The sequence below is a fragment of the Mycetohabitans sp. B3 genome, assembly GCF_021498065.1.
Taxonomy (GTDB): domain Bacteria; phylum Pseudomonadota; class Gammaproteobacteria; order Burkholderiales; family Burkholderiaceae; genus Mycetohabitans.
In genome coordinates this window covers 106,420-125,799 of the sequence record NZ_JAHLKN010000032.1, presented here as the reverse complement: position 1 = coordinate 125,799, position 19,380 = coordinate 106,420, and the positions used below count along the sequence as shown (strand labels likewise).

Below are 19,380 nucleotides of genomic sequence, written 5' to 3'. Positions count from 1 at the left end.
CCGGTACAACTTCCTCGCCAGCCTTGACCGCCGACAGGCTCCCGTCCTGATACAGTTTGCGCCAGTGAAATAGCTGGTTCGGATTCACGCCGTGTTGGCGCGCGACCATCGAGACCGATTTCCCTGGCTCGAAGCTCTCCTGCACCATTGTCAGCTTCTGCTGTGCCGACCAGCGTCGCCGCCGCTCAGGGCCCCTCAACACTTCCATCACTTCCTGCCTGGTGTTAGTCACAAACACAGTCTTATGCCTATCCGCTAGTTTAAGTGGCTAACCGTGTCCGGTGATTCACGGGGCTGCTCCAATCTATGACCAGTACAACTATTATGACGAGCGCGGTGCTTGAGTTGTGGGCCATCTACCCGCGTCTCCGGATGCACGACGAGAAATGGAATGTGACGCCGTTTAGACAGATGGCGTAATGGTTTGTCGCGTCTAGCTCGATGGGATGAAGGCCGGCGGCCTTACCCGGTTGGCGTGGTTCTCAAATAGGGCGTTGCTAAAGGGCTGGCAATGAACGCTTACAAATATTATTGCATCGCAACGTCAACTGAGTCTTATCGGTTAGTTGGTTTCGGGAACGATTTCGTCAGGCCAGGGTGGGCTCGGTCTTCGGAGCTTCGGTGGTGATGGTAACACTACTGGGAACAGTGCGGGAAACGTTGATAGAGGCAAAGGTGCGGCAGGCTCTGGCGGTGTTACGGGTGTGTCTGCATCCGCTGTTGTCGGTGGTGCCGGGGGCGTCGGTATGGCAGCCGCCCCAAGGAGCTATTGCTATCGAGATCCCATCCGATGTGTTTTGAGACGTTGAATATTCGTTTGATGGGACCTCCTTTTAAGCCCCAGCGACATGAAGTGATTTCTACGCAGAATTCTGGCGAAGGCGGTCCATCACATCTTTGATGGACCACTTGCCACGCACGAGGCGAACAGCGGCACGCATGGGCCTAGTAATCCTCCATGAAGTTGATCGCCTTACTGACTCAAGATAGTTGCGAAGATGCTCTACTTCATTGCGCAAAGTATCCGCATCAGCCGAGTAGTTTTGATTCGTGATCTGCATGGCCTGTGTCGCGAGGGATATAAGCGGCGTTGGTTCGTGCGCGTTGGTGATGTGCGACACCATTTCCGACATTGAACGATCCCAGTTACTACGATCTTCGAGTGTGATTGTCTGCCCGGATTCCCGTATCGATATACCCACGAAGAGTTTGTTGCATACGACGGGAAGATAATCCTTGCTCAACAGTGTGTAGAGGATCGTCATGTAGTCTTCGTAGTAGGTAACAGTGTGATATACCTGCGAGGGGATGCGCTCCAACGCTTCGCGCGTGAATAACACGCCGCAAAATGGTGTGTGGTTTTGACCGGATAACGAAGCAACGAAGCGCGACCCATCGAAGTATCTCCCGGGGCTGGAAGCAAAGCGTGGTACATCATCGATCGTTCCGGCAGGGAATGCGCGTTCATTAAAATGTTCGCAATCGATGAATAGGATGCTTCGTTTCGGCATCACATTGATTGTGAGCGCGAGTCGTTCAGCTTCGTTCGGCAGTACCCAATCATCGTCGTCAATAAACCAGAACAGATCTGCATCAATGTTGTCGGCGACGAACTTAACGAGCTTGTACCTTGTGTCCCCGGCATCCTCATATCGGGTGCGCACAACGGTAGAATTGCGGACGAACGATGGCACATCCCCATTTGTATCCGTTACGAGATAACTTTTAAATTCCGTCGCATCGCCGGCCGCAGCGATAAAAGAGTTAATGGTGTCCAGACACCGCTCGAGTAATGCCTGCCTTTGGAACTGCGTACGAGTAACGATCGCAACTTTCTTCGATGTGTGCCCCGAAGCAGCGTTACGCAGGCTGTCTAGTTCGACGTCGATGCCGGAAGAAAATTGGAATAGCGGACTTGACAAGCCGACTCGAATGTTGCCATTCAACGTCTTAAGTTGGCGGTTTCGAATTCGTCCTGTGAGGTATGCGTGGAATGCCTGCGCATCTTTCGCACGATCAAATTCTTGCTTGTTGCCTTTGCTACCGTGCCAACAGGTAAGTTGAGGTGCAACGAGAACGGCTAGTCCGGCGCTGATAGTCTCAATGCTCAGGATGATGTCGTAAAGCTGAAAGCCGTCGAACGATGGAACTTTGACGCCGCGCTCGCGCATCTTTTTGATGTTGAGCAACATGACATTCCCGTCGATATTCATCGCCGGAAGGATATGTCCGGTCAAATTCGGGCCACCATGCGGATCTGCAATGTAACGCACCACGTCATTGGCTGTATATCCCACTTTTGTAGGAAGCAGTCCGGCGTTGCCTGCAAGTCCCCAGTTTGGCCATTCGCTATCGAGTTGGATAACTAGGTTACGGACTTTTTGATCGAAGTCTGAGCACAGATATACGTCGTCGTGAACGACGCACACGAAGTCTTCGATGGATTCCGAGATAATGCGATTCAGAAGTTCAAAGTACGACCGTTGGCCGGTCTCGACTATAATCGCGCTCTGGAAGCTCGTATGGCTTGCGGTAAATGTGGCGCCAGCCTTTTCTGATCTGGCAACGACGTGGATCATATCGGCCTCAAGCGATGGAATTGATTCAGCCCAAGCACCTTGACGTGTTTGTGCTTTCGACCCGCGTAGGTTGGTTTAACAACGGACTGGAAGCGCGTTTCGTATTCGTGAATTGCTAGGGAGGCAAGCTCGCGATCGCCAAAGTTCTTGAGCATGCCAATGGCCCGTTTTTCTCCATCGTTGCCGAAAAACTTCTTCATCAGAATGATGAAGTTGCGAAGGCTTAGATAGTGCTCCGGCGAAATGATGTCGCCGCGATAGAACCGGCCACCCGAGAAGTGGGCCACCGTTGAAGCGGGCTCATAGAGGACAGAATATCCGTTCAGCCACGCCTGCCATGAAATGTCGACATCTTCCATGTACAAGAAGTAGGTTTCGTCCAATCCGCCGACTGACCGGTAGAAGCCCGCGTCGATAAGTGAGAATGCGCCACTTGCCCATGGCGTCTCAAGCGACAGCGGGTCGTATTCCTTGGGATGCTCGAATGGCCATTGCCGTCCTTCGACGATGCCAATCCGAGGGGCACAGGCCTTGCGCCAGATAAGCAGATCGATGCTTCCTGCATTGACTATGCAGTCTGGATTAACGATGACGAAGTGATCCTGCAAATCATTTGCACGGAATAAAGTGTTATGATTCTCCGAAAAACCAGTCTTCTCCGTTGAGTTGTTCCGGATGTCTACAACGTCTATGCCAAACCGCTTCCCTGATGCGACGCGACGCGTGCTCTGCGGATCATAATTAATCGTCATCAACTTAACATGAAGTGACGTTGACCGCGACAGAGACGGAATTAAACACTCTTCGATGTGTTCTACGTGCGCAGCACTATATACGCACTGTACGGTGACAGTTTCCACGATGCCCTTGTTCAAGCTGCCTGCTATCAAATTTTTAGAGATGGGATTCTATACGATCCGGCCTGACACGGAGGTGTCAGGAACTTTGCGTGCTGAAGTCGGTTAAAAAATCTTAGGTCATGGCGCTGGTGAACCGCTCGTCGAACACAATGGCGAACTGATTGGCGGTTTGCCGCCAAGTGATAAGTGGTATCTTCCAATTCTTTTCGATGTTGCGCAAGGCCAAATACAGTAGTTTGCTGGCGGCTTCGTCGCTTGAGAAGTGGCCGCGGTTCTTTACGGTCTTGCGCAGCTGCATGTGCATGATTTCGATGGCGTTGGTAACTGGCGTGATATGAACCGATACCCTGCGTGTTCCCACCGCGCAGTTTTAGGCGTATGGTACGACCATTCGGGACAGGAGCCTCGGGGAGCACTTCGGGTGGGCAGGCCGCTCGTATGCGATGAGCCGCGAGCTCGTGTTAGTCATTAGCCGCTCCTGCGACCCGTCCGGTTGCGCTATGAGCGCGAATCCGTAGTTGTCGTGCTGTCCCACCGGCTCCAGATGTGTTTTCCATGGAGAACGTTTATGTGCTTCATTGGTTTAGACGTGTCGCGATCGGTCGCCGGGATCGCGTATTTGGAAGACGGCGTCGTGCGTGCCGGCGGCCGTGCCGGACCGCGCCGCGATGAACGCGAGAGATTTGCTGCCCAGCTTAGAGCTGACGATCACGTTGTGCTTGAAGCGACTGGCAATACTACGGCGATCGAATCGAATACGCTGCACGCGGCAACAACGTCACGAGCGAAACAACAGCAGTACAGGCGTCGGTAAGCGAGGCTTGCGCACTATGAATCGGTTATGCACCATCATCGAAGCGGGATGGCAATACGCGCGATTGCACGCGTCACGGCATTGGATCGGCGCACGGCCCGCTACTGGATTCATGCCGGCGAGTTTCCCGAACGGACGCAGCGCCCGCCAGCGACCAGCACGCTGGTCTCTATCGAGCCTATCTTGCTCAGCCCTGGCGTGAAGGCTGTCAAAATGCGGTAAGGTTATATCCGGAGATCGCGGCTCAGGGATTCGGCGGTTGCGGCATCGTGCGCCAAGCCCTTCAGCCTTGGTGACAAGCCTGTGCGTCCACGCAGCAGCAACGCACATATGTGCCGCGAGCGGTGCTTTCCTCTCGCCGCGTAGGCTGTTGGTTACTGGGCCGAGACACGGTGTCGCTCACCGACGACGACAAGCAGCACATCGAGCGCTTTGTTCAACAACTCGGCGAGCGAAATCCCCAGATTGTAGCGGTCCGGCTGCTGTCGCTCGAGTTCACCGACATGGTTAAGCGCCGCACACATGATGCGTTGGCAAGCTGGCTGCGCCAGATGCAGGCTAGCGGTGTACCGGAAACGCGGCGATTCTCGGCAGTTATCGGCCAAGACTACGACGCAGTACATGCAGCACTGCTAACGCCCTAGAGTAACGGCATCGTCGAAGGCCATATCAATCGGCTCAAATTCCTCAAGTGCCAAATGTATGGCTGCGCCGGCTTTCCGCTGCTTCATACTCGCGTGTTGAATCGATGCTGATCCACAGTACAAACTTCACACAAAGTGTAGAAGAACCATTTTCAACGTGCTGCTGACAATACTGTGTTTGGACCGCGCAAGTCAGTACAGTACGTCAGCGCCGAGTATCAAGCGTTGCTGGCGCGTCATCGCATCGTCTGCAGCATGAGTTGCAAGGGCAACTGTTGGGACAATTCGATTATGGAACGCTTCTGGCAACGCCAGTATGCTAACCACGACGAGGCACTGCGTGACATCAGCCAGTACATCGTCAGCTTCTACAACTGCGCGCGGTGGCATTCAACATTGGACTATCTGTCACCCGCTGCCTTCGAGGCGAAATTAGCAAAGAAAGAAACTATCTGACTGTCTGAAGTTAGTTGACCACGGCAATCCGTCAGCGCAAGGGAAAAACCCGAATCGTGCTTGAACTAAGGCAACAATATCCGCTCGCTGGCTTACTCAAGGCCACGGGTCTTGCTCGCAGCACCTTCTATTATCAGCGCAAGGCGCTGCAGATGGCGGATAAATATGCGAGCTTGAAGAAGGCCAGGATTGGCTTGATTTTCGACCAGCACAAAGGTCGGTATGGGTACTCGCATCGATTACCGCCGAAGAGCTTGCCCCACTCATTGCCGAGCGCGACGCGTTGTGCGGCGAGCTGTGTGTGACGAAGGTCGAGCGCGACTTGCTCAAGGAGCAGTTAAAGGCATATGGTATATGTTCGTCGCTGAGCCGGCGAGGCGATTGCTGAGATAATGCGCAACCGAAAGTTTTTGCAGTTCGCTGAAGGTCACACGCGTACATGGCCGGCACTTCGCGACGCGGCGTGCTGCAATGAAGAAGTGACCCACTGCTCCCACTTTAACAACGCGCATCGACTACACTCGATGCGCAGTTACGTCAGTCCCATGACATCCGGGAAGAATGGGTTCGCGGCTCAGCAACGTGCAGCTGCATCACTTCTTCAGCTCTAACATTCTTTAAATAGGGTCAAGGCTATTAAAATACAGATTCGGTGCGGAACTGGGCTTTTTGCGGCTCTTGGTCGCCGAAGTAGGATTTAAAACTACGATCTTTAGATTACGAGTCCGACGAGCTGCCAAACTGCCCCACCCAGCTTCTATAAATAAAAATTACAATGGGGGCCGCCGACCAGTAAAATAGTTATAGCGATCAACGTCTCATGCTGCTGTTTTAATGTTTGTGCCCTTGGCTGTTCCTATGCAGTCCGCGCCCGGCTGGACGGGTTCGCGCGGGCGTCTATCCTGTCCAACCGGCCGTGTTGCCTCTTGATCTCTTCAGCAATGATCCAAGCTTCGCTCTTTAGAGCGTCGCCGGTATGCTTGCTCTGCGTCAGCCTGAGGAGTGGGCAGAGGTGCCGGAGCATCGGGGCGATGAGCCGTTCGAAGAATGACGCATCGTGACGTTGGACCATGCCTTTCCTGAAGGACTGGTGGAGAAAAGTTTGGGGCGTTTGGTATCCGTCTAAGACGCCCTTTTATTCGTTGAGCAACACGGCGCCGCATTGACTGTTCTATTGGGCCTAAGCCGCCAAAATATGTAGGCTGAGCCTGCGGTGATAAGCCCGAAGCAAATAAAAGTAACCTTAAAGACGGGCAATAAGCTATCGCTTTCCTGCATGGTGAACAGTGACTGAAAAAGGTCCAATAAAATACTCGCGACAGTTACACCCAGGCTCATCGCGAGCATTTGAACGGTCGCAAATAGACCATTTCCACTGCTGGCGCCTCTGCCAACTAAGTCCTTAAGTGTGGCCGCACTCATTGCGGTCGCCTGTATTGAATAAAACCCACCAAAAGCAGCCAACTGGACTACACGAAGCCAAACCGGTTGCTCTGGCGAAACCAATGAAAAACTCGCGATTATGCTGGCTATCAGCAAGCTATTAACAACCAGGATACGACGATAACCATAGTTTTTGATGAGCGGGTTAACAAACCGCTTGGCTCCCATGGCAGCCAAGGCCATAGACAGCATCATCAAGCCGGCCTCATAAGGGGCGTAACCAAGGCCTAGTTGTAACAGCAACGGAATCATATAAGGTAGCGCATCCCCGCCCATACGTGTCAGCCCGTTGCCGAGCAGACCTATGCGGTAGGTGCGTACCGTGAACAGGCTAAAAGAAAAAAGCGGATGATCCGTATGCGCCGCATGTCGACCATAGGCAATCAATGTCACCGAGCTGATTCCCAGCAATACCAAAACGACGGCAAAGGACAGATGGTGGTTCGCCAAGCCATTGAGCGCTAATGAAAGCGTCAGCACGCATGCTGCAAACAGCATATAGCCATTTAGGTCAAAGCGCTGTGCCGGTAGCTTGTTATTTGGGATGGCTATCTGAGCGGCTATGAGGACCGTCATGCCAATCGGCACATTAACCCAGAAAATCCATCGCCAGGAAGCAAGTGATACGATCCAGCCACCGAACGCTGGTCCCAGAGCTGAACCAAGAAGCCCGGGTATCGCCACAAAGCCCAATGCATGCAAGTACTGGCTTGGAGGATGCGTTCTTAGAATGGCCAGTCGTCCAGCGGGCAGCAATATGCCGCCGCCCAAGCCTTGAACGACCCGTGCCATCACCAATTCGTCCAAGGTGCGTGAGATGGCACAACCGATTGAGCCTACTGTAAAAAGGGCAACAGCTATGAGAAATATACACCGTGTACCTAGACGATCCGCCAGCCAGCCGGAAGCTGGGATGACCATAACCATCGCCAACGAGTAAGCGAGTACGACCGGTTGCATATGCAATGGATGTCTGCCAAGATTGTTCGCTATCTCCGGAAGGGCAGTATTCAGCACAGTAGAATCAAGGGTCTGCATAAAGAACCCGATTCCCACAATCCACAGTAGTACAGTCAATGCTTTTTCACTTTGCATGCGGTTTTATTGTGCAGCAAGGTTTTAAAAACATGAGGCCGCTCTATCCCTATTGTCTCTATCCTGTGGTTTATGCTGCATGGCAGGAGAAGGTATGCAGGACCGGTTGTTTATCAAGCGTACTCTCAGGGTGAACAAATAGTCTACATGATTTGCTTTTTTTGGTACATAGTAATGTTCTTGCCACGCGGATGATCTCTATAAATGCTATGGAAAATATGCATAACTCATCAAATGGAGGGCGTGCGAGGATGTTGATTAATGGTTGCTTTCGACAGTAAAATATACCTTATCAATGGGAGATAAGCAGGATGACTTATTTCCATAACGAATGGCACTGCATTGCAGCCGTGCGAGCTATGTCGTTATTATGCGCTGCTGCCGAAACTTGGCTTGCAGCAGTTCGCGTATGAAGCCGCCCTAAAGGAAAAAAGCAATCTTCAGATTGCCTAGGCAGATGTGTGCGGAGGAATCCCTGGCGCCGGCCGCGCGGCGATTCGAGGGCGGGCAAAGCGTAAGCGTGATAGCCCGCAGACTGGCCGTCTCGGAGCGAACGCTGGGCAACTGGGTAAGGGCGATCAGGTCAATGAATTGAATGGTTCCGACGCCAAGACCGTCCCGCCGGAGTAGAGGGCGCATTCGCGCTGACGGGTCACCCTACATCAACACGATGTCGTACTGTTCCTGGCTCAGATTGGATTCGACCTGCAGCGACACGGGCTTGCCGATGAAGTCGCACAGCATCGCCAGATGCTGCGATTCTTCTTCGAGGAACAGGTCGATCACCTGCTGCGCGGCAACGACGCGAAACTCGCGGGGATTGAACTGCCTGGACTCGCGCAGGATTTCCCGAAGGATGTCGTAGCATACCGTGCGCGCCGTCTTGACTTGTCCCTTGCCTTGGCATACCGGGCAGGGTTCGCACAGCAGATGCGCAAGCGATTCGCGCGTGCGCTTGCGGGTCATCTCGACCAGACCGAGCTGCGAGAAGCCGTTGACGGTGACGCGTGTGCGGTCTCGGCTGAGTGCCTTTTTCAACTCGCCAAGCACCGCATCGCGATGCTCGCCATTCTCCATGTCAATGAAGTCGATGATAATGATGCCGCCGAGATTGCGCAGCCGCAATTGCCGAGCAATTGTATGGGCGGCCTCGAGATTGGTCTTGAAGATCGTGTCGTCGAAGTTACGCGCGCCGACGTAGCCCCCCGTGTTGACGTCGATTGTCGTCATCGCTTCGGTCTGGTCGATCATCAGGTAGCCACCGGACTTCAAGTCGACGCGGCGGGACAACGCGCGCAGGATCTCGGTTTCGATGTTGTACAGATCGAATAACGGGCGCTCACCGGTATAGTGATGCAGCTTAGCGGCGACAGCCGGCGTGAATTCATTGGCGAATTCGACGAGCATCTGCGATGTCTCGCGGGAATCGACCTGGATCCGTGTCGTCTCGTCGTTGACGAAGTCGCGCAATACGCGCTGCGCTAGGTTCAGGTCCTGGTACAGCAGTGTCGTCGGCGGCATCCGCGTCGCCTGCGCTTGGATCGTGGCCCATGTCTTGCGCAGGTAAGCAACGTCGTTGGACAGCGCCTCACTGGACGCATCCTCGGCGATCGTGCGCACAATATAACCGCCTTTTTCGTCGGCCGGCAGCACCGACGTTAGCCGGGCACGGACCGCTTCGCGTTCTGCCTCGCTTTCGATCTTCTGCGAGATGCCAATATGCGGCTCCTGTGGCAAATAGACAAGCGTTCGCCCGGCAATGCTGATCTGCGTGGACAGGCGTGCGCCTTTGGTGCCGATCGGGTCCTTGACCACCTGGACCATCAACGTTTGCCCTTCGAAGACGATTTTCTCGATCGGTTGCTGCGGCGCACTGACCGCCGCATCCGACGCGAGCCGGGGGTGCCAGATGTCGGCCACGTGCAAGAACGCGGCGCGCTCGAGCCCGATGTCGATGAATGCCGATTGCATGCCGGGCAGCACGCGCACGACCTTGCCGAGATAGATATTGCCGACGCGACCGCGCGACAACGTTCTCTCGACATGAAGCTCCTGTACCGCGCCTTGCTGGACGATCGCGACGCGGGTTTCCTGAGGGGTGACGTTGATCAGGATTTCTTCGTTCATGATTTATTGGAACGCCACACGGGCCGCGCGTAGTAGCGCGGCAGTCTCGAAAAGGGGCAAGCCCATGATACCTGAATAGGACCCGTCGATCCGCTCGACGAACTCGGCCGCGCGGCCTTGGATACCGTAGGCGCCTGCCTTGCCGAAGGGCTCGCCGCTACGCGCGTAGCGCGCCAGCGATGCGTCGCCTACCGCGGCAAACCACACGCGTGACACGGACAGTGCGCTGGTGACAGTGGCATCAGCGCCGACCAGTGCGACGGCGGTCAATACCCGATGTTCGCGGCCGGCTAAGCGCTTGAGCATCTGCAACGCGTGATCGACGTCGCTCGGCTTGCCGAGGATTTCGTCATCGAGCGCCACAGTGGTGTCGGCCACGAGAATCGGCGCCGGCGTTGCATCGCGTTGTCGGGCCAGCAGTCGGTTCCGGCGTGCACCAGCGGCCGTTGCCTTGGCCAGCGTCACGCGTACAACGTAGTCCTGGGGAGATTCGCCCGGCCGTTCGGCTTCCAGTGCCTCGGCATCTTCGTGCTCTTGTGCGAGCAGCAATTCGAAGCGCACGCCGATCTGCTCCAGCAGCGCCCGACGACGGGGGCTTTGCGACGCAAGATAAATAAACGAATGGCGCGGCGTGACAGGGCAGGCACTGTTTGCGCCGGATGCCTTGTGTGTCAACGGGCTGGACGCCGCCGGATCGAGCGATGATGGAGTGGACATGGTTACCTGGACGAGAAGGGCCGTGCCGCTCGCCGGCGGCCCGGGTGGTTGGCAAGCGGACACGTCAGACGTTACCGCTACGTCCGATGATAAGGATGATTTTGCGTGATGCTCCACGCGCGGTAAAGCTGCTCCGCCAGCAGCACGCGGACCATGGCGTGGGGCAGCGTCAGGCTGGAGAGTCGCAGCAGTAGCTCGGCCTGTGCCTTGATAGCCGGATCCAACCCGTCCGCGCCGCCGATGACGAAGGCCACATCGCGGCCGTCCTGCTGCCAACGCGGCAGTTGCTGTGCCAGCTGCATCGTGGTCCAGTCAAGGCCATGTTCGTCCAACGCAATGAGTCGCGCGCCCTTGGGCAGCGCCGCCTCGATGCGCGTACGCTCGGCCGCCATCGCGCTTGCTGCGGCGCGTGCCGATGCCCGTTGTTCCGGCTTGATCTCGCGCAATTCAATGCGCAGTTCGGGCGGCATGCGCTTCGCGTATTCGTCAAAGCCGCGCGCAACCCAGTCCGGCATTCGGTGTCCGACTGCGACAATATGGAGCTTCATGCCAATGGCTTGGGCGCGGCTGCCGCCGCCATACATGTCACGTCGCCAGGCCCGGCGCGACTGGGCCGCTGTCTTGCGTGCCGGCCTGGCCGCCAAGCTTCATGCGCACCGGCTTGTCTCCCCAGATTTCCTCGAGTCGATAGTATTGACGCAGCGCGGGCTGCATAATGTGCACGACCGCGTCGCCGCAGTCGACCAGCACCCATTCGCCGGTGTCCTCGCCTTCGGTGCTGACGATGTCACCGCCGCTCGCTTTGACCTTTTCGCGCACACTGTTGGCCAACGCCTTGGTTTGCCGGTTCGAGGTGCCGCTTGCAACGACCACGCGGTCGAATAGTTCGGTCAGGTGGCTGGTGTTAAAGACGCGGATGTCCTGCGCCTTGACGTCCTCGAGTGCGTCGATGATAACGCGTTGCAATTTGCGGATATCCATGTTTATGTCTGATACAGATGATGTTGACGGATGTACTGCCAGACCGCGTCCGGCACGCTGGCGACTGCCTCAAGGTGGCCACACGCCCGTTCACGTAGCAACCGCCGCACGTTCGTGGCCGAGACGTCCAGTGACAGCGTGGTATCGAGCAGGACATGGCCGTGAGTCGTCGCACGCAGTGTGTCGGCCGACGCGCTGCGGCGCTCGATTTCGTCAAGCACCGTGGCATCCGCCTGCGATAGGTCGAATCCGGGACGCGTCGCGACACCAACATGGGCGAATTCGAATAATCGGCGCCAGTTTTTCCACGTATGCAGGCGGACCAGTTGGTCGGCCCCAATCAATAGCGTCAACGACGCCGCCGCGCCGTGGCGCGCGCGCCATGCGGCCAGCGTCTCAGTCGTGTACGTCGGGCCGGGATGATCGATTTCATCGGTCGCGACGCTCACCCGCGTGGCGGGTAGCATCAGCGACGCCGCCGCCAGGCGAGTCATCGCGAGCCGATGCCGCGCGCACGATACGTCGCTCTTTTGCCACGGTTGCCCCGCTGGCAGCAGCACAAGTTCGGTCAACCCAAGCCATTCGGCAAACCGGCGCGCGAGCGCTAGGTGGCCGACGTGGATCGGGTCGAACGTGCCGCCCAGGATGCCGATCCGTGTAGGCAGAAGGGGCGCGGCGGGCGTGTCAATGGCGTCCGGCGATGATGGGTTCGGCGAACTCAGGTCTGCGTCCTTAAGCAATGCGATCGGGTGGCGGCCGCCGCGCTTCAGATCCAGTCGCGCACGACCAGGAAATCGCGATACAGCTGGGCCTCAGGCGAGCCGGCGTCCGGATGCCAATCGTAGCGCCATTTCGCTACCGGGGGCATCGACATCATAATGGACTCGGTCCGCCCGCCACTTTGCAGGCCGAACAGCGTGCCGCGGTCGAAGACGAGATTGAACTCGACGTAGCGGCCGCGCCGGTAGGCCTGGAAATCCCGTTCGCGCTCACCATAAGGCATCACGCGCCGCCGCTCGATGATCGGCAGATAGGCGGCGAGCAGGCCGTCTCCGACGTTGCGCGTCATCTCGAAGCCGCGCGCAAAGCCTAACTCCGCTATGTCATCGTAAAAAATGCCGCCAATGCCGCGTGGCTCTCCACGGTGCTTCAAGTAGAAATACTCGTCGCACCACCGCTTGAAGCGCGGATACCACTCGTCGCCGAACGGAGCCAGCGCGTCGCGGCACGTCAAATGGAAATGCCGCGCGTCCTCCTCGAACCCGTAGTACGGTGTCAGGTCCATGCCGCCACCGTACCAGAACACCGGCGCTTCGTCCGGGTGGGTCGTGACGAACAGCCGCACATTCATGTGCACGGTCGGGCAATAGGGATTGCGCGGATGGAGCACCAGCGACACCCCCATCGCCTCGAAGCTGCGCCCGGCCAGTTGCGGGCGGGCGGCACTGGCCGACGGAGGCAATGCGGCGCCGCTTACGTGCGAGAAACCGACCACGCCGCGCTCGAAGCATTCGCCGTCCTCGATCACGCGCGAGCAGCCGTCTCCTTGGAGCTTGTCACTCGGTTCACGGCGCCACGTATGCGTGTCGAATGGCTTGCCGTCGAGTTGGCCCAACGTATCGGCGATATGGCGCTGCAGCGCGAGCAAATAGTTGCGCACCGGTGCCAGATCGCCGAGCCCGGGGGCTGTGCCGCGCGCTGGCGCGCTGGCCGAAGCCGGAACGGAGGACGGGGTGGCTGGGTCGAACGGACGGCTCATTGCGGATCAGTGCTTGCGGTTCAGGGCGCGGTGACCAATGTCGCGGCGATACTGCATGCCATCGAATTGAATATGATGGATTGTCTCATAGGCGATCGACTGTGCCTCGCGCACCGAGTCGGCCAACCCAACCACGCACAGCACGCGTCCGCCCGAGGTGACCAGCTTGCCGTCGACTAGCGCGGTGCCCGCGTGGAATGTGACGGCCGTTTCGGTCTGCGCCGGAATGCCATCGATGCGGTCCCCTTTGCGCGTCACGTCAGGATACTGGTGCGCTGCGAGCACGACGCCCAGCGCCGTGCGCCGGTCCCATTCAAGTTCGACGGTGTCCAGCATGCCGGCGAGCGCATGCTCGACGACACGGGCGAAGTCGCCCTTGAGCCGCGCCATGATCGGCTGCGTCTCCGGATCGCCCATCCGGCAATTGAACTCGAGTGTCTTCGGGTTACCCTGTGCGTCGATCATTAACCCAGCATACAGGAAACCAGTATAGCGCAGGCCCTCGTGCTCCATGCCGCGCACGGTTGGCAGGATGATCTCGCGCATCACGCGCGCATGCAATTGCGGCGTGACGATCGGCGCCGGCGAGTAGGCTCCCATGCCGCCGGTGTTCGGACCTTGGTCACCGTCGAGCAACCGCTTGTGGTCCTGGCTCGACGCCAGCGCGAGCACGTGCTTGCCGTCGACCATCACGATGAAGCTGGCTTCTTCGCCTTGCAGGTATTCTTCGATGACCACGCGCGCGCCCGCGTCGCCGAGTTTGTTGTCGGCGAGCATCATCTCGATCGCGCGGTGCGCTTCATCCAGCGTTTGCGCTACCACCACGCCTTTACCGGCCGCGAGTCCATCCGCCTTGATCACGATCGGTGCGCCCTTTGCCTCGGCGTACGCGTGCGCCGCCGCCGCGTCGGAGAACGTCTCGTATTCGGCGGTCGGAATGCCGTGGCGCTTCATGAACGCCTTAGCGAAGTCCTTCGAGCTTTCAAGCTGCGCCGCCTCGCGGGTCGGCCCGAAGATTTTCAGGCCACGCGAGCGGAACAGGTTGACAATGCCTGCCGCGAGTGGTGCCTCGGGCCCGACCACGGTGAATGCGACCTGCTCGCGCTCGGCGAAGTCGGCCAGTGCGTGCAGGTCGGTGATATCGACGTTGTGCAGGCGCTCCTGCAGCGCCGTGCCACCATTGCCCGGCGCCACGTAGACCGCGGTGACGCGCGGCGATTGGGCGAGCTTCCACCCGAGTGCGTGTTCGCGACCGCCGGAGCCGACGACCAATACCTTCATGGATATCCTCGAAAAAGCCAAAAAATCTTCTGCGCGAGCCGTGACTAGTCGGCGATGACCGCGTTCGTGTAAACCTCCTGCACATCGTCGAGGTTTTCCAGCGCATCGAGCAGCTTTTGCATCTTGACTGCATCGTCGCCCGTGAACTCCACCTCGGTTTGTGGTTTCATCGTGACCTCGGCGAGTTCTGCCTTGAAGCCTGCGGCCTCGAGCGCGGCTTTGACCTGTGCGAAATCGTTCGGCGGGCACACTACCTCGATGCTGCCGTCGTCATTGGTCGTCACGTCGTCGGCGCCGGCCTCGAGCGCCGCTTCCATCAGTTTGTCCTCTGGCGTGCCAGGCGCGAACAGGAACTGACCGACATGGTCGAACAGGAATGCGACTGAGCCGTCGGTGCCCAGATTGCCGCCGTGCTTGGAGAACGCGTGGCGCACTTCGGCGACGGTGCGCGTGCGGTTGTCGGTCATCGTATCGACGATGATCGCTGCACCGCCGATGCCGTACCCCTCGTAGCGGATTTCCTCATAATTCGCGCCTTCGACGCCACCTACGCCGCGCTGGATCGCGCGATTAACATTGTCCTTTGGCATGTTGGCGTCCGTTGCCTTGTCGATCGCCAGCCGCAGGCGCGGGTTCGATCCGGCATCGCTGCCGCCCAGCCGCGCCGCCACGGTGATTTCCTTAATCAACCGCGTCCAGACCTTGCCGCGCTTGGCATCTGCCGCGGCTTTCTTATGCTTGATGTTGGCCCATTTCGAGTGACCAGCCATGATGGTTTCTCCGACCGCGCACGCAACGCGCGCATCATTCATTCCAATATCGATGTGTCGTGGCGAAGTCCCTGGCGCGCGGCGCCATCGGGACGACAGCGTACGTCGCGCGCCCTGCTGTCCGCCGTGCGCGCGTCGCGTTCGCGCGCGAAGGGCGACGCGGCAAGGGCGTTCGACGGAAAGGCGCAATTTTAGCATGCCGGCTACGCCTACAAGCCGTGCGGCCGCAATGTGGCTTCCGACCCCATGCCATGATCTGCTTCCCCGCCTGCCCTCCGGCTCCGCTCCCCGCCCGCTCCCCGGCCCTCTCCGGCCTAGGCTGCGCGGTGCCCGTCCCTAATTCTTGGTGCCGAACAGCCGGTCGCCCGCGTCGCCTAGGCCCGGCACGATGTACGCGTGCTCGTCCAAGTGTGAGTCCAGCGCCGCGACATACAATTTCACGTCGGGGTGCACGTGCGTGAATACCTGCACTCCTTCAGGAGCCGCAACGAGGGAGAGGAACAGGATATTGGCGCCCCGCACGCCACGGCGCTTCAGCACGTCGACCGCGTACACCGCCGAATAGCCAGTCGCCACCATTGGGTCGCACAGGATGAACGTGCGCTCCTCCAGGTCGGGCAGCCGCACCAGGTATTCGACCGGACGATGATCGTCTGCTCGGTATACGCCGATATGGCCAACGCGTGCCGACGGAATCAACTCCAGCAGCCCATCGGACATGCCCACGCCGGCGCGCAGCACCGGCACGATCGCCAGCTTGCGCCCGGCGATCACCGGTGCGTCAATTTCGACCAGCGGCGTGGCGATGCGGCGCGTGGTCAGCGGCAGATCGCGGGTAATCTCATAGCCCATCAGCAGCGTGATTTCCCGCAGCAACTCGCGGAAGGTGCGCGTGGAGGTATCCCGGTCGCGCATGTGCGAGAGCTTGTGCTGGATCAGCGGGTGATTGAGGATGAAGAGGTTCGGGAATCGGCTGTCTTGTTTCATGGCGGCGGGAGGGTGGCGTGGCGCGGACGACGGCGAAGCGTCATACCAATTCAGTTTACCCAAATATTGGTGCCAATCCCAAGGTGATCGTCAATGCGGTGGTGCGTGTCAACGCGATACAGCCGATTCCAATACAATCAGCGCTTGGCATACGCTTGACGCGCCGGCCGCCGCGCAGGGCATCGACCCGCCCGCGTTCCGGAGCCAGCGGGAGAGGGCGATGCCGGCCGGCCGCTTCGGCGACAGCGCGGAGTTCGGCGCGGCCTGCGCCTTTCTGTGCAGCGCGCACGCGTCGTATATCACGGGCCAGAACCTGCTAATCGACGGCGGCGCGTACCCTGGCACGTTCTAACGCGTACGCATCGCCGATCCCGTTCGAAGCATCCACCGGAGGACAGCGCCCATGACCACCCGTATCGCGTTGATCGCGCACGATCACAAGAAAGACGACATCGTCACGCTGTGCGGCGAATATGTGCACGTGCTCAGTCGCTGCGAGCTTGTGGCCACGGGCACGACCGGCTCACGCATCGCGCACCGGCATGGCTTGCCGGTGCAGTGCAAGCTGTCGGGCCCGCATGGGGGCGACTTGCAGATCGGCGCGGAGCTGGCCGAAGGTCGCATCGACATAGTGATTTTCCTGCGCGACCCGATGACGCCGCAGCCGCATGAGCCGGATATCAACGCGCTCGTGCGCGCATGCGACGTGCACAACGTGCCGTGCGCGACAAACATGTCCACGGCGCGGATGATCCTTGAGCGGCTCGCGCAGCGGCTGGATGCGCCGGCCTGAATCGATTTGCCACCAGGAGCCACGATGACCAAAGCCATTCGTTTTGAGCGCACCGGCGGACCGCAGGTGCTGCAGTGGGTTGACGTCGACGTGCCGGCACCCGGCGTGGGCGAGATCCGCGTGCGCCACCACGCGGTCGGCCTGAACTTCATCGATGTATATTTTCGCACCGGCCTGTACCCGCAGCCGCTGCCCGCGGGCCTGGGCATGGAGGCCGCTGGTGAAGTGGTCGACGTCGGCCCCGGCGTCACCGATTTCGCGCCGGGTGAACGTATCGCCTATGCGACGCGCCCGCCTGGCGCCTATGCGCAGGAGCGTGTGATCGCCGCCTCCAGCGTGGTCAAGCTGCCGCAGTCGATCTCGTACGAGCAAGGGGCCGCCATGATGCTGCAAGGCATGACGGCGCAGTACCTGCTTCGGCGCGTTGTGCGACGCGGCTGATGCACATCGGGATCTGGAGGGCCGGCGCACGACCGGCTCATCAATCTTGCTGCCCTAGCGCCATATCGGCATTGTCACCGGCGTCGATGAGGCGTGCGATCGCGGCGTGTGCCGCACTGCGTTCATCGGCGCGCAGGAACGCGATCTGGTCGAGCGCATGCTGGATGACATCCTCCTCTCGCTCGCTCGTGTTGAGCGGTAGCAGCATGATTGCCTTGTGCCAGGCCGCCGCTCGCGTGTCGACGTGCAACGCCGGGACGCTTTCCAGCAGCGTCTGCGCGGCGAAAGCAGAGTACTGCGACGGCCAGCGCTCGATCATCGCGTACAGGGAGTACAACTGTGCCGGCTGCAGTTCCGCCGGAAACATCGGCAATGCCCGGAGCAGCCCAAGCCACGCTTCGGCCATCGCCGGTTGCGGTAGCGACATCGCGATCTGTCGAATCTGCCCATATTCCGTGATACTTGTCTGACGGCCCAACGCAGGCAGGGCGACACACAGTGCCGCCACCGCCTTGCCCTGGTCGGACGGTGGAAGGTCCAACAGCGCTTGCCGCAACGTGCGGTACCATTGCGTGGCTCGATGTAGCGTCGCTGCATCGCGTACATTGAATCCGTACACGAATGCCGGCAACTGGACCGCGAGCGCACTGATCAGCGTCGTCCGCTCGGCCGTGTCAAGCTGCGGGATCCATGCAACGAGTTCATCGTATCGCTGGATGAACCGTTCGCGCGGCAGTACGTGCAATTGTGATGCGAGGGCGGACCCATAGTGCGACGGTCTCGGATGGCGCTGCCACACATGCGCGTGACAGAATTCGTACGCGTTGGCGCGAACGCTTGGATCGAGGTATTTCAACGTGGTAACCACGGCCCTACTGACGACCGCATAACTTGCGGTAGGCAGTCCCGCGGCAGCGGTGAATACCGATTCGAAGGCTGCTGCTTGCTCGCGCTTGGGAAACCTTTGGCGCAGCAGTTGCGCCAACAGTGTCAAAATTGGGGTGACGCGCAGCCCAGGTCGCTCGACGATATCATGCTCGAGCTGTGCCACTAGCGCTTGTACGTCAGCGGCGCTGACTACGGTTTTGGCTTGGTCGGCATGGCGCTTGGATAGGGCCTGCTCGCGCAATACGGCATGGGTGCGCCGCTCGACCATCGACAGGTGGCAAAGGTCGCGGGTGTCCAGATACCGGCCGATTTGGATGATCAACTCGTCGGGCAAGTCGCAATAGGTGGCGGCTCGCGTACCTGCTACACCCGCGCGGGGCTGCAAGCGTGCATGAATCAGTGACGCCGGCCCGGGTTCGTGCATCGGTTGATGCTGTCGTTCCTCTCGTGTCACGGATAAAGCGGCTTCAAGGGCTGCAACCGAAACGTTTGCATCGGTGTCCATTTATCTCTCCTAGTACCGGGCAGTCGCGATGGGCTCGCGGGGGGGCCGTCTATAAACGGTGAGCCTTGATTCAACCGCAACGGCCGCCGTGTGTGTCTGTGGCCGTTGATAAGCAGACAGGACTTGGCGGATGAGATGGGCATATCAATCATATGTGAGCGTACACTGACATGATTTTGCGCCGCCTGCTTCACCTTTGATGCGTTTTTGGGCACGCGTGCGTTATGCAACCACGCTTGT

18 protein-coding genes and 6 pseudogenes are annotated in these 19,380 nt (G+C 58.8%); 9 read left to right on the top strand and 15 right to left on the bottom strand.

All coding sequences use genetic code 11. From position 1 onward, the window contains the following. Positions 1-208: transposase (locus KQH55_RS09950; RefSeq protein ID WP_235090713.1), on the bottom strand; the 208-nt coding region annotated here is incomplete at its 3' end. A 419-nt stretch (positions 209-627) separates the two neighbouring features. Here KQH55_RS09950 and KQH55_RS09945 point away from each other — a divergent pair. Further along, on the top strand, positions 628-801 hold the full coding sequence (locus tag KQH55_RS09945) for a hypothetical protein (protein ID WP_170872420.1): 174 nt from the start codon (positions 628-630) through the stop codon (positions 799-801). A 59-nt stretch (positions 802-860) separates the two neighbouring features. On the opposite strand, the gene KQH55_RS09940 is transcribed toward KQH55_RS09945, so the two are convergent. The 3 genes and pseudogenes from KQH55_RS09940 to KQH55_RS09930 all read right to left on the bottom strand — a co-directional run. Beyond that, the gene (locus KQH55_RS09940; protein WP_076786353.1) at positions 861-2,579 is read right to left on the bottom strand and encodes a hypothetical protein; all 1,719 of its coding nucleotides are present in this window, start codon (positions 2,577-2,579) and stop codon (positions 861-863) included. Then, positions 2,576-3,454 (bottom strand): hypothetical protein, encoded by an 879-nt coding sequence (locus tag KQH55_RS09935; RefSeq protein WP_139337077.1) that lies wholly within the window; start codon positions 3,452-3,454, stop codon positions 2,576-2,578. The genes KQH55_RS09940 and KQH55_RS09935 overlap by 4 nt, the downstream gene beginning before the upstream one ends. Before the next feature lie 97 nt (positions 3,455-3,551). Then, positions 3,552-3,773 (bottom strand): annotated as a pseudogene (locus KQH55_RS09930) (transposase); the annotation flags it as partial. Positions 3,774-4,645: 872 nt separating this feature from the next. Between KQH55_RS09930 and KQH55_RS09925 the strand changes: the two are divergent. From KQH55_RS09925 to KQH55_RS09910, 4 genes and pseudogenes are all read left to right on the top strand, one after another. Further along, on the top strand, positions 4,646-4,897 hold the full coding sequence (locus KQH55_RS09925; protein ID WP_076786359.1) for a hypothetical protein: 252 nt from the start codon (positions 4,646-4,648) through the stop codon (positions 4,895-4,897). 198 nt (positions 4,898-5,095) lie between these two features. After that, positions 5,096-5,353, top strand: a pseudogene (locus KQH55_RS09920) (IS3 family transposase); the annotation flags it as partial. Positions 5,354-5,397: 44 nt separating this feature from the next. Continuing rightward, positions 5,398-5,583, top strand: a pseudogene (locus KQH55_RS09915) (IS3 family transposase); the annotation flags it as partial. 107 nt (positions 5,584-5,690) lie between these two features. Then, positions 5,691-5,964, top strand: a pseudogene (locus tag KQH55_RS09910) (IS3 family transposase); the annotation flags it as partial. Between the two features lie 511 nt (positions 5,965-6,475). On the opposite strand, the gene mdtD reads toward KQH55_RS09910, so the two are convergent. Continuing rightward, the gene (gene mdtD / locus KQH55_RS09905; protein ID WP_235090712.1) at positions 6,476-7,891 is read right to left on the bottom strand and encodes a multidrug transporter subunit MdtD; all 1,416 of its coding nucleotides are present in this window, start codon (positions 7,889-7,891) and stop codon (positions 6,476-6,478) included. A 457-nt stretch (positions 7,892-8,348) separates the two neighbouring features. On the opposite strand from mdtD, the gene KQH55_RS16930 reads away from it, so the two are divergent. Further along, entirely contained in the window at positions 8,349-8,486 is a 138-nt protein-coding gene (locus KQH55_RS16930) for a transposase (RefSeq protein ID WP_373566381.1), read from the top strand. 62 nt (positions 8,487-8,548) lie between these two features. On the opposite strand, the gene rng is transcribed toward KQH55_RS16930, so the two are convergent. The 9 genes from rng to upp all read right to left on the bottom strand — a co-directional run bounded on the left by rng (position 8,549) and on the right by upp (position 16,513). After that, positions 8,549-10,018, bottom strand: a complete 1,470-nt coding sequence (rng, locus tag KQH55_RS09900; protein ID WP_076786367.1) for a ribonuclease G — start codon at positions 10,016-10,018, stop codon at positions 8,549-8,551. 3 nt (positions 10,019-10,021) lie between these two features. Then, positions 10,022-10,735, bottom strand: coding sequence for a nucleoside triphosphate pyrophosphatase (locus tag KQH55_RS09895; RefSeq protein WP_235090711.1), 714 nt, complete (start codon positions 10,733-10,735; stop codon positions 10,022-10,024). 77 nt (positions 10,736-10,812) lie between these two features. Continuing rightward, positions 10,813-11,283, bottom strand: coding sequence for a 23S rRNA (pseudouridine(1915)-N(3))-methyltransferase RlmH (gene rlmH / locus KQH55_RS09890; protein ID WP_235090710.1), 471 nt, complete (start codon positions 11,281-11,283; stop codon positions 10,813-10,815). Between the two features lie 37 nt (positions 11,284-11,320). Further along, positions 11,321-11,716, bottom strand: a complete 396-nt coding sequence (rsfS, locus tag KQH55_RS09885; RefSeq protein ID WP_076795886.1) for a ribosome silencing factor — start codon at positions 11,714-11,716, stop codon at positions 11,321-11,323. A 2-nt stretch (positions 11,717-11,718) separates the two neighbouring features. Continuing rightward, positions 11,719-12,438: a nicotinate-nucleotide adenylyltransferase gene (locus KQH55_RS09880; RefSeq protein WP_076797248.1), complete on the bottom strand. Its 720-nt coding sequence runs from the start codon at positions 12,436-12,438 to the stop codon at positions 11,719-11,721. A gap of 44 nt (positions 12,439-12,482) precedes the next feature. Then, entirely contained in the window at positions 12,483-13,475 is a 993-nt protein-coding gene (gene hemF / locus KQH55_RS09875) for an oxygen-dependent coproporphyrinogen oxidase (RefSeq protein WP_235090709.1), read from the bottom strand. A 6-nt stretch (positions 13,476-13,481) separates the two neighbouring features. Then, positions 13,482-14,756 carry a phosphoribosylamine--glycine ligase gene (purD, locus tag KQH55_RS09870; RefSeq protein WP_235090708.1) on the bottom strand — a complete coding sequence of 425 codons (1,275 nt, stop codon included), beginning with the start codon at positions 14,754-14,756 and terminating at the stop codon, positions 13,482-13,484. 44 nt (positions 14,757-14,800) lie between these two features. Beyond that, positions 14,801-15,526: a YebC/PmpR family DNA-binding transcriptional regulator gene (locus KQH55_RS09865; RefSeq protein WP_235090707.1), complete on the bottom strand. Its 726-nt coding sequence runs from the start codon at positions 15,524-15,526 to the stop codon at positions 14,801-14,803. 336 nt (positions 15,527-15,862) lie between these two features. Further along, the gene (gene upp / locus KQH55_RS09860) at positions 15,863-16,513 is read right to left on the bottom strand and encodes a uracil phosphoribosyltransferase (RefSeq protein ID WP_076786379.1); all 651 of its coding nucleotides are present in this window, start codon (positions 16,511-16,513) and stop codon (positions 15,863-15,865) included. 124 nt (positions 16,514-16,637) lie between these two features. Between upp and KQH55_RS09855 the strand changes: the two are divergent. The 3 genes and pseudogenes from KQH55_RS09855 to KQH55_RS09845 all read left to right on the top strand — a co-directional run. Beyond that, a pseudogene (locus KQH55_RS09855) lies at positions 16,638-16,865 on the top strand (SDR family oxidoreductase); the annotation flags it as partial. A 51-nt stretch (positions 16,866-16,916) separates the two neighbouring features. Next, positions 16,917-17,306: a methylglyoxal synthase gene (locus KQH55_RS09850; RefSeq protein ID WP_076795884.1), complete on the top strand. Its 390-nt coding sequence runs from the start codon at positions 16,917-16,919 to the stop codon at positions 17,304-17,306. Between the two features lie 24 nt (positions 17,307-17,330). Continuing rightward, positions 17,331-17,729 (top strand): annotated as a pseudogene (locus KQH55_RS09845) (alcohol dehydrogenase catalytic domain-containing protein); the annotation flags it as partial. Positions 17,730-17,787: 58 nt separating this feature from the next. Here the strand turns inward: KQH55_RS09845 and KQH55_RS09840 are convergent. Further along, entirely contained in the window at positions 17,788-19,140 is a 1,353-nt protein-coding gene (locus tag KQH55_RS09840; RefSeq protein ID WP_235090706.1) for an F-box protein, read from the bottom strand. Between the last annotated feature and the right edge of the window lie 240 nt (positions 19,141-19,380).

Coding starts and splice junctions, on each gene's coding strand:
- rng (WP_076786367.1), bottom strand. CDS start 10,018: ATGAACGAAGAAATCCTGATCAACGTCACCCCTCAGGAAACCCGCGTC.
- KQH55_RS09850 (WP_076795884.1), top strand. CDS start 16,917: ATGACCACCCGTATCGCGTTGATCGCGCACGATCACAAGAAAGACGAC.
- rlmH (WP_235090710.1), bottom strand. CDS start 11,283: ATGAAGCTCCATATTGTCGCAGTCGGACACCGAATGCCGGACTGGGTT.
- KQH55_RS09865 (WP_235090707.1), bottom strand. CDS start 15,526: ATGGCTGGTCACTCGAAATGGGCCAACATCAAGCATAAGAAAGCCGCG.
- purD (WP_235090708.1), bottom strand. CDS start 14,756: ATGAAGGTATTGGTCGTCGGCTCCGGCGGTCGCGAACACGCACTCGGG.
- KQH55_RS09945 (WP_170872420.1), top strand. CDS start 628: ATGGTAACACTACTGGGAACAGTGCGGGAAACGTTGATAGAGGCAAAG.
- mdtD (WP_235090712.1), bottom strand. CDS start 7,891: ATGCAAAGTGAAAAAGCATTGACTGTACTACTGTGGATTGTGGGAATC.
- upp (WP_076786379.1), bottom strand. CDS start 16,513: ATGAAACAAGACAGCCGATTCCCGAACCTCTTCATCCTCAATCACCCG.
- hemF (WP_235090709.1), bottom strand. CDS start 13,475: ATGAGCCGTCCGTTCGACCCAGCCACCCCGTCCTCCGTTCCGGCTTCG.
- KQH55_RS09895 (WP_235090711.1), bottom strand. CDS start 10,735: ATGTCCACTCCATCATCGCTCGATCCGGCGGCGTCCAGCCCGTTGACA.
- rsfS (WP_076795886.1), bottom strand. CDS start 11,716: ATGGATATCCGCAAATTGCAACGCGTTATCATCGACGCACTCGAGGAC.
- KQH55_RS16930 (WP_373566381.1), top strand. CDS start 8,349: ATGTGTGCGGAGGAATCCCTGGCGCCGGCCGCGCGGCGATTCGAGGGC.
- KQH55_RS09940 (WP_076786353.1), bottom strand. CDS start 2,579: ATGATCCACGTCGTTGCCAGATCAGAAAAGGCTGGCGCCACATTTACC.
- KQH55_RS09840 (WP_235090706.1), bottom strand. CDS start 19,140: ATGGACACCGATGCAAACGTTTCGGTTGCAGCCCTTGAAGCCGCTTTA.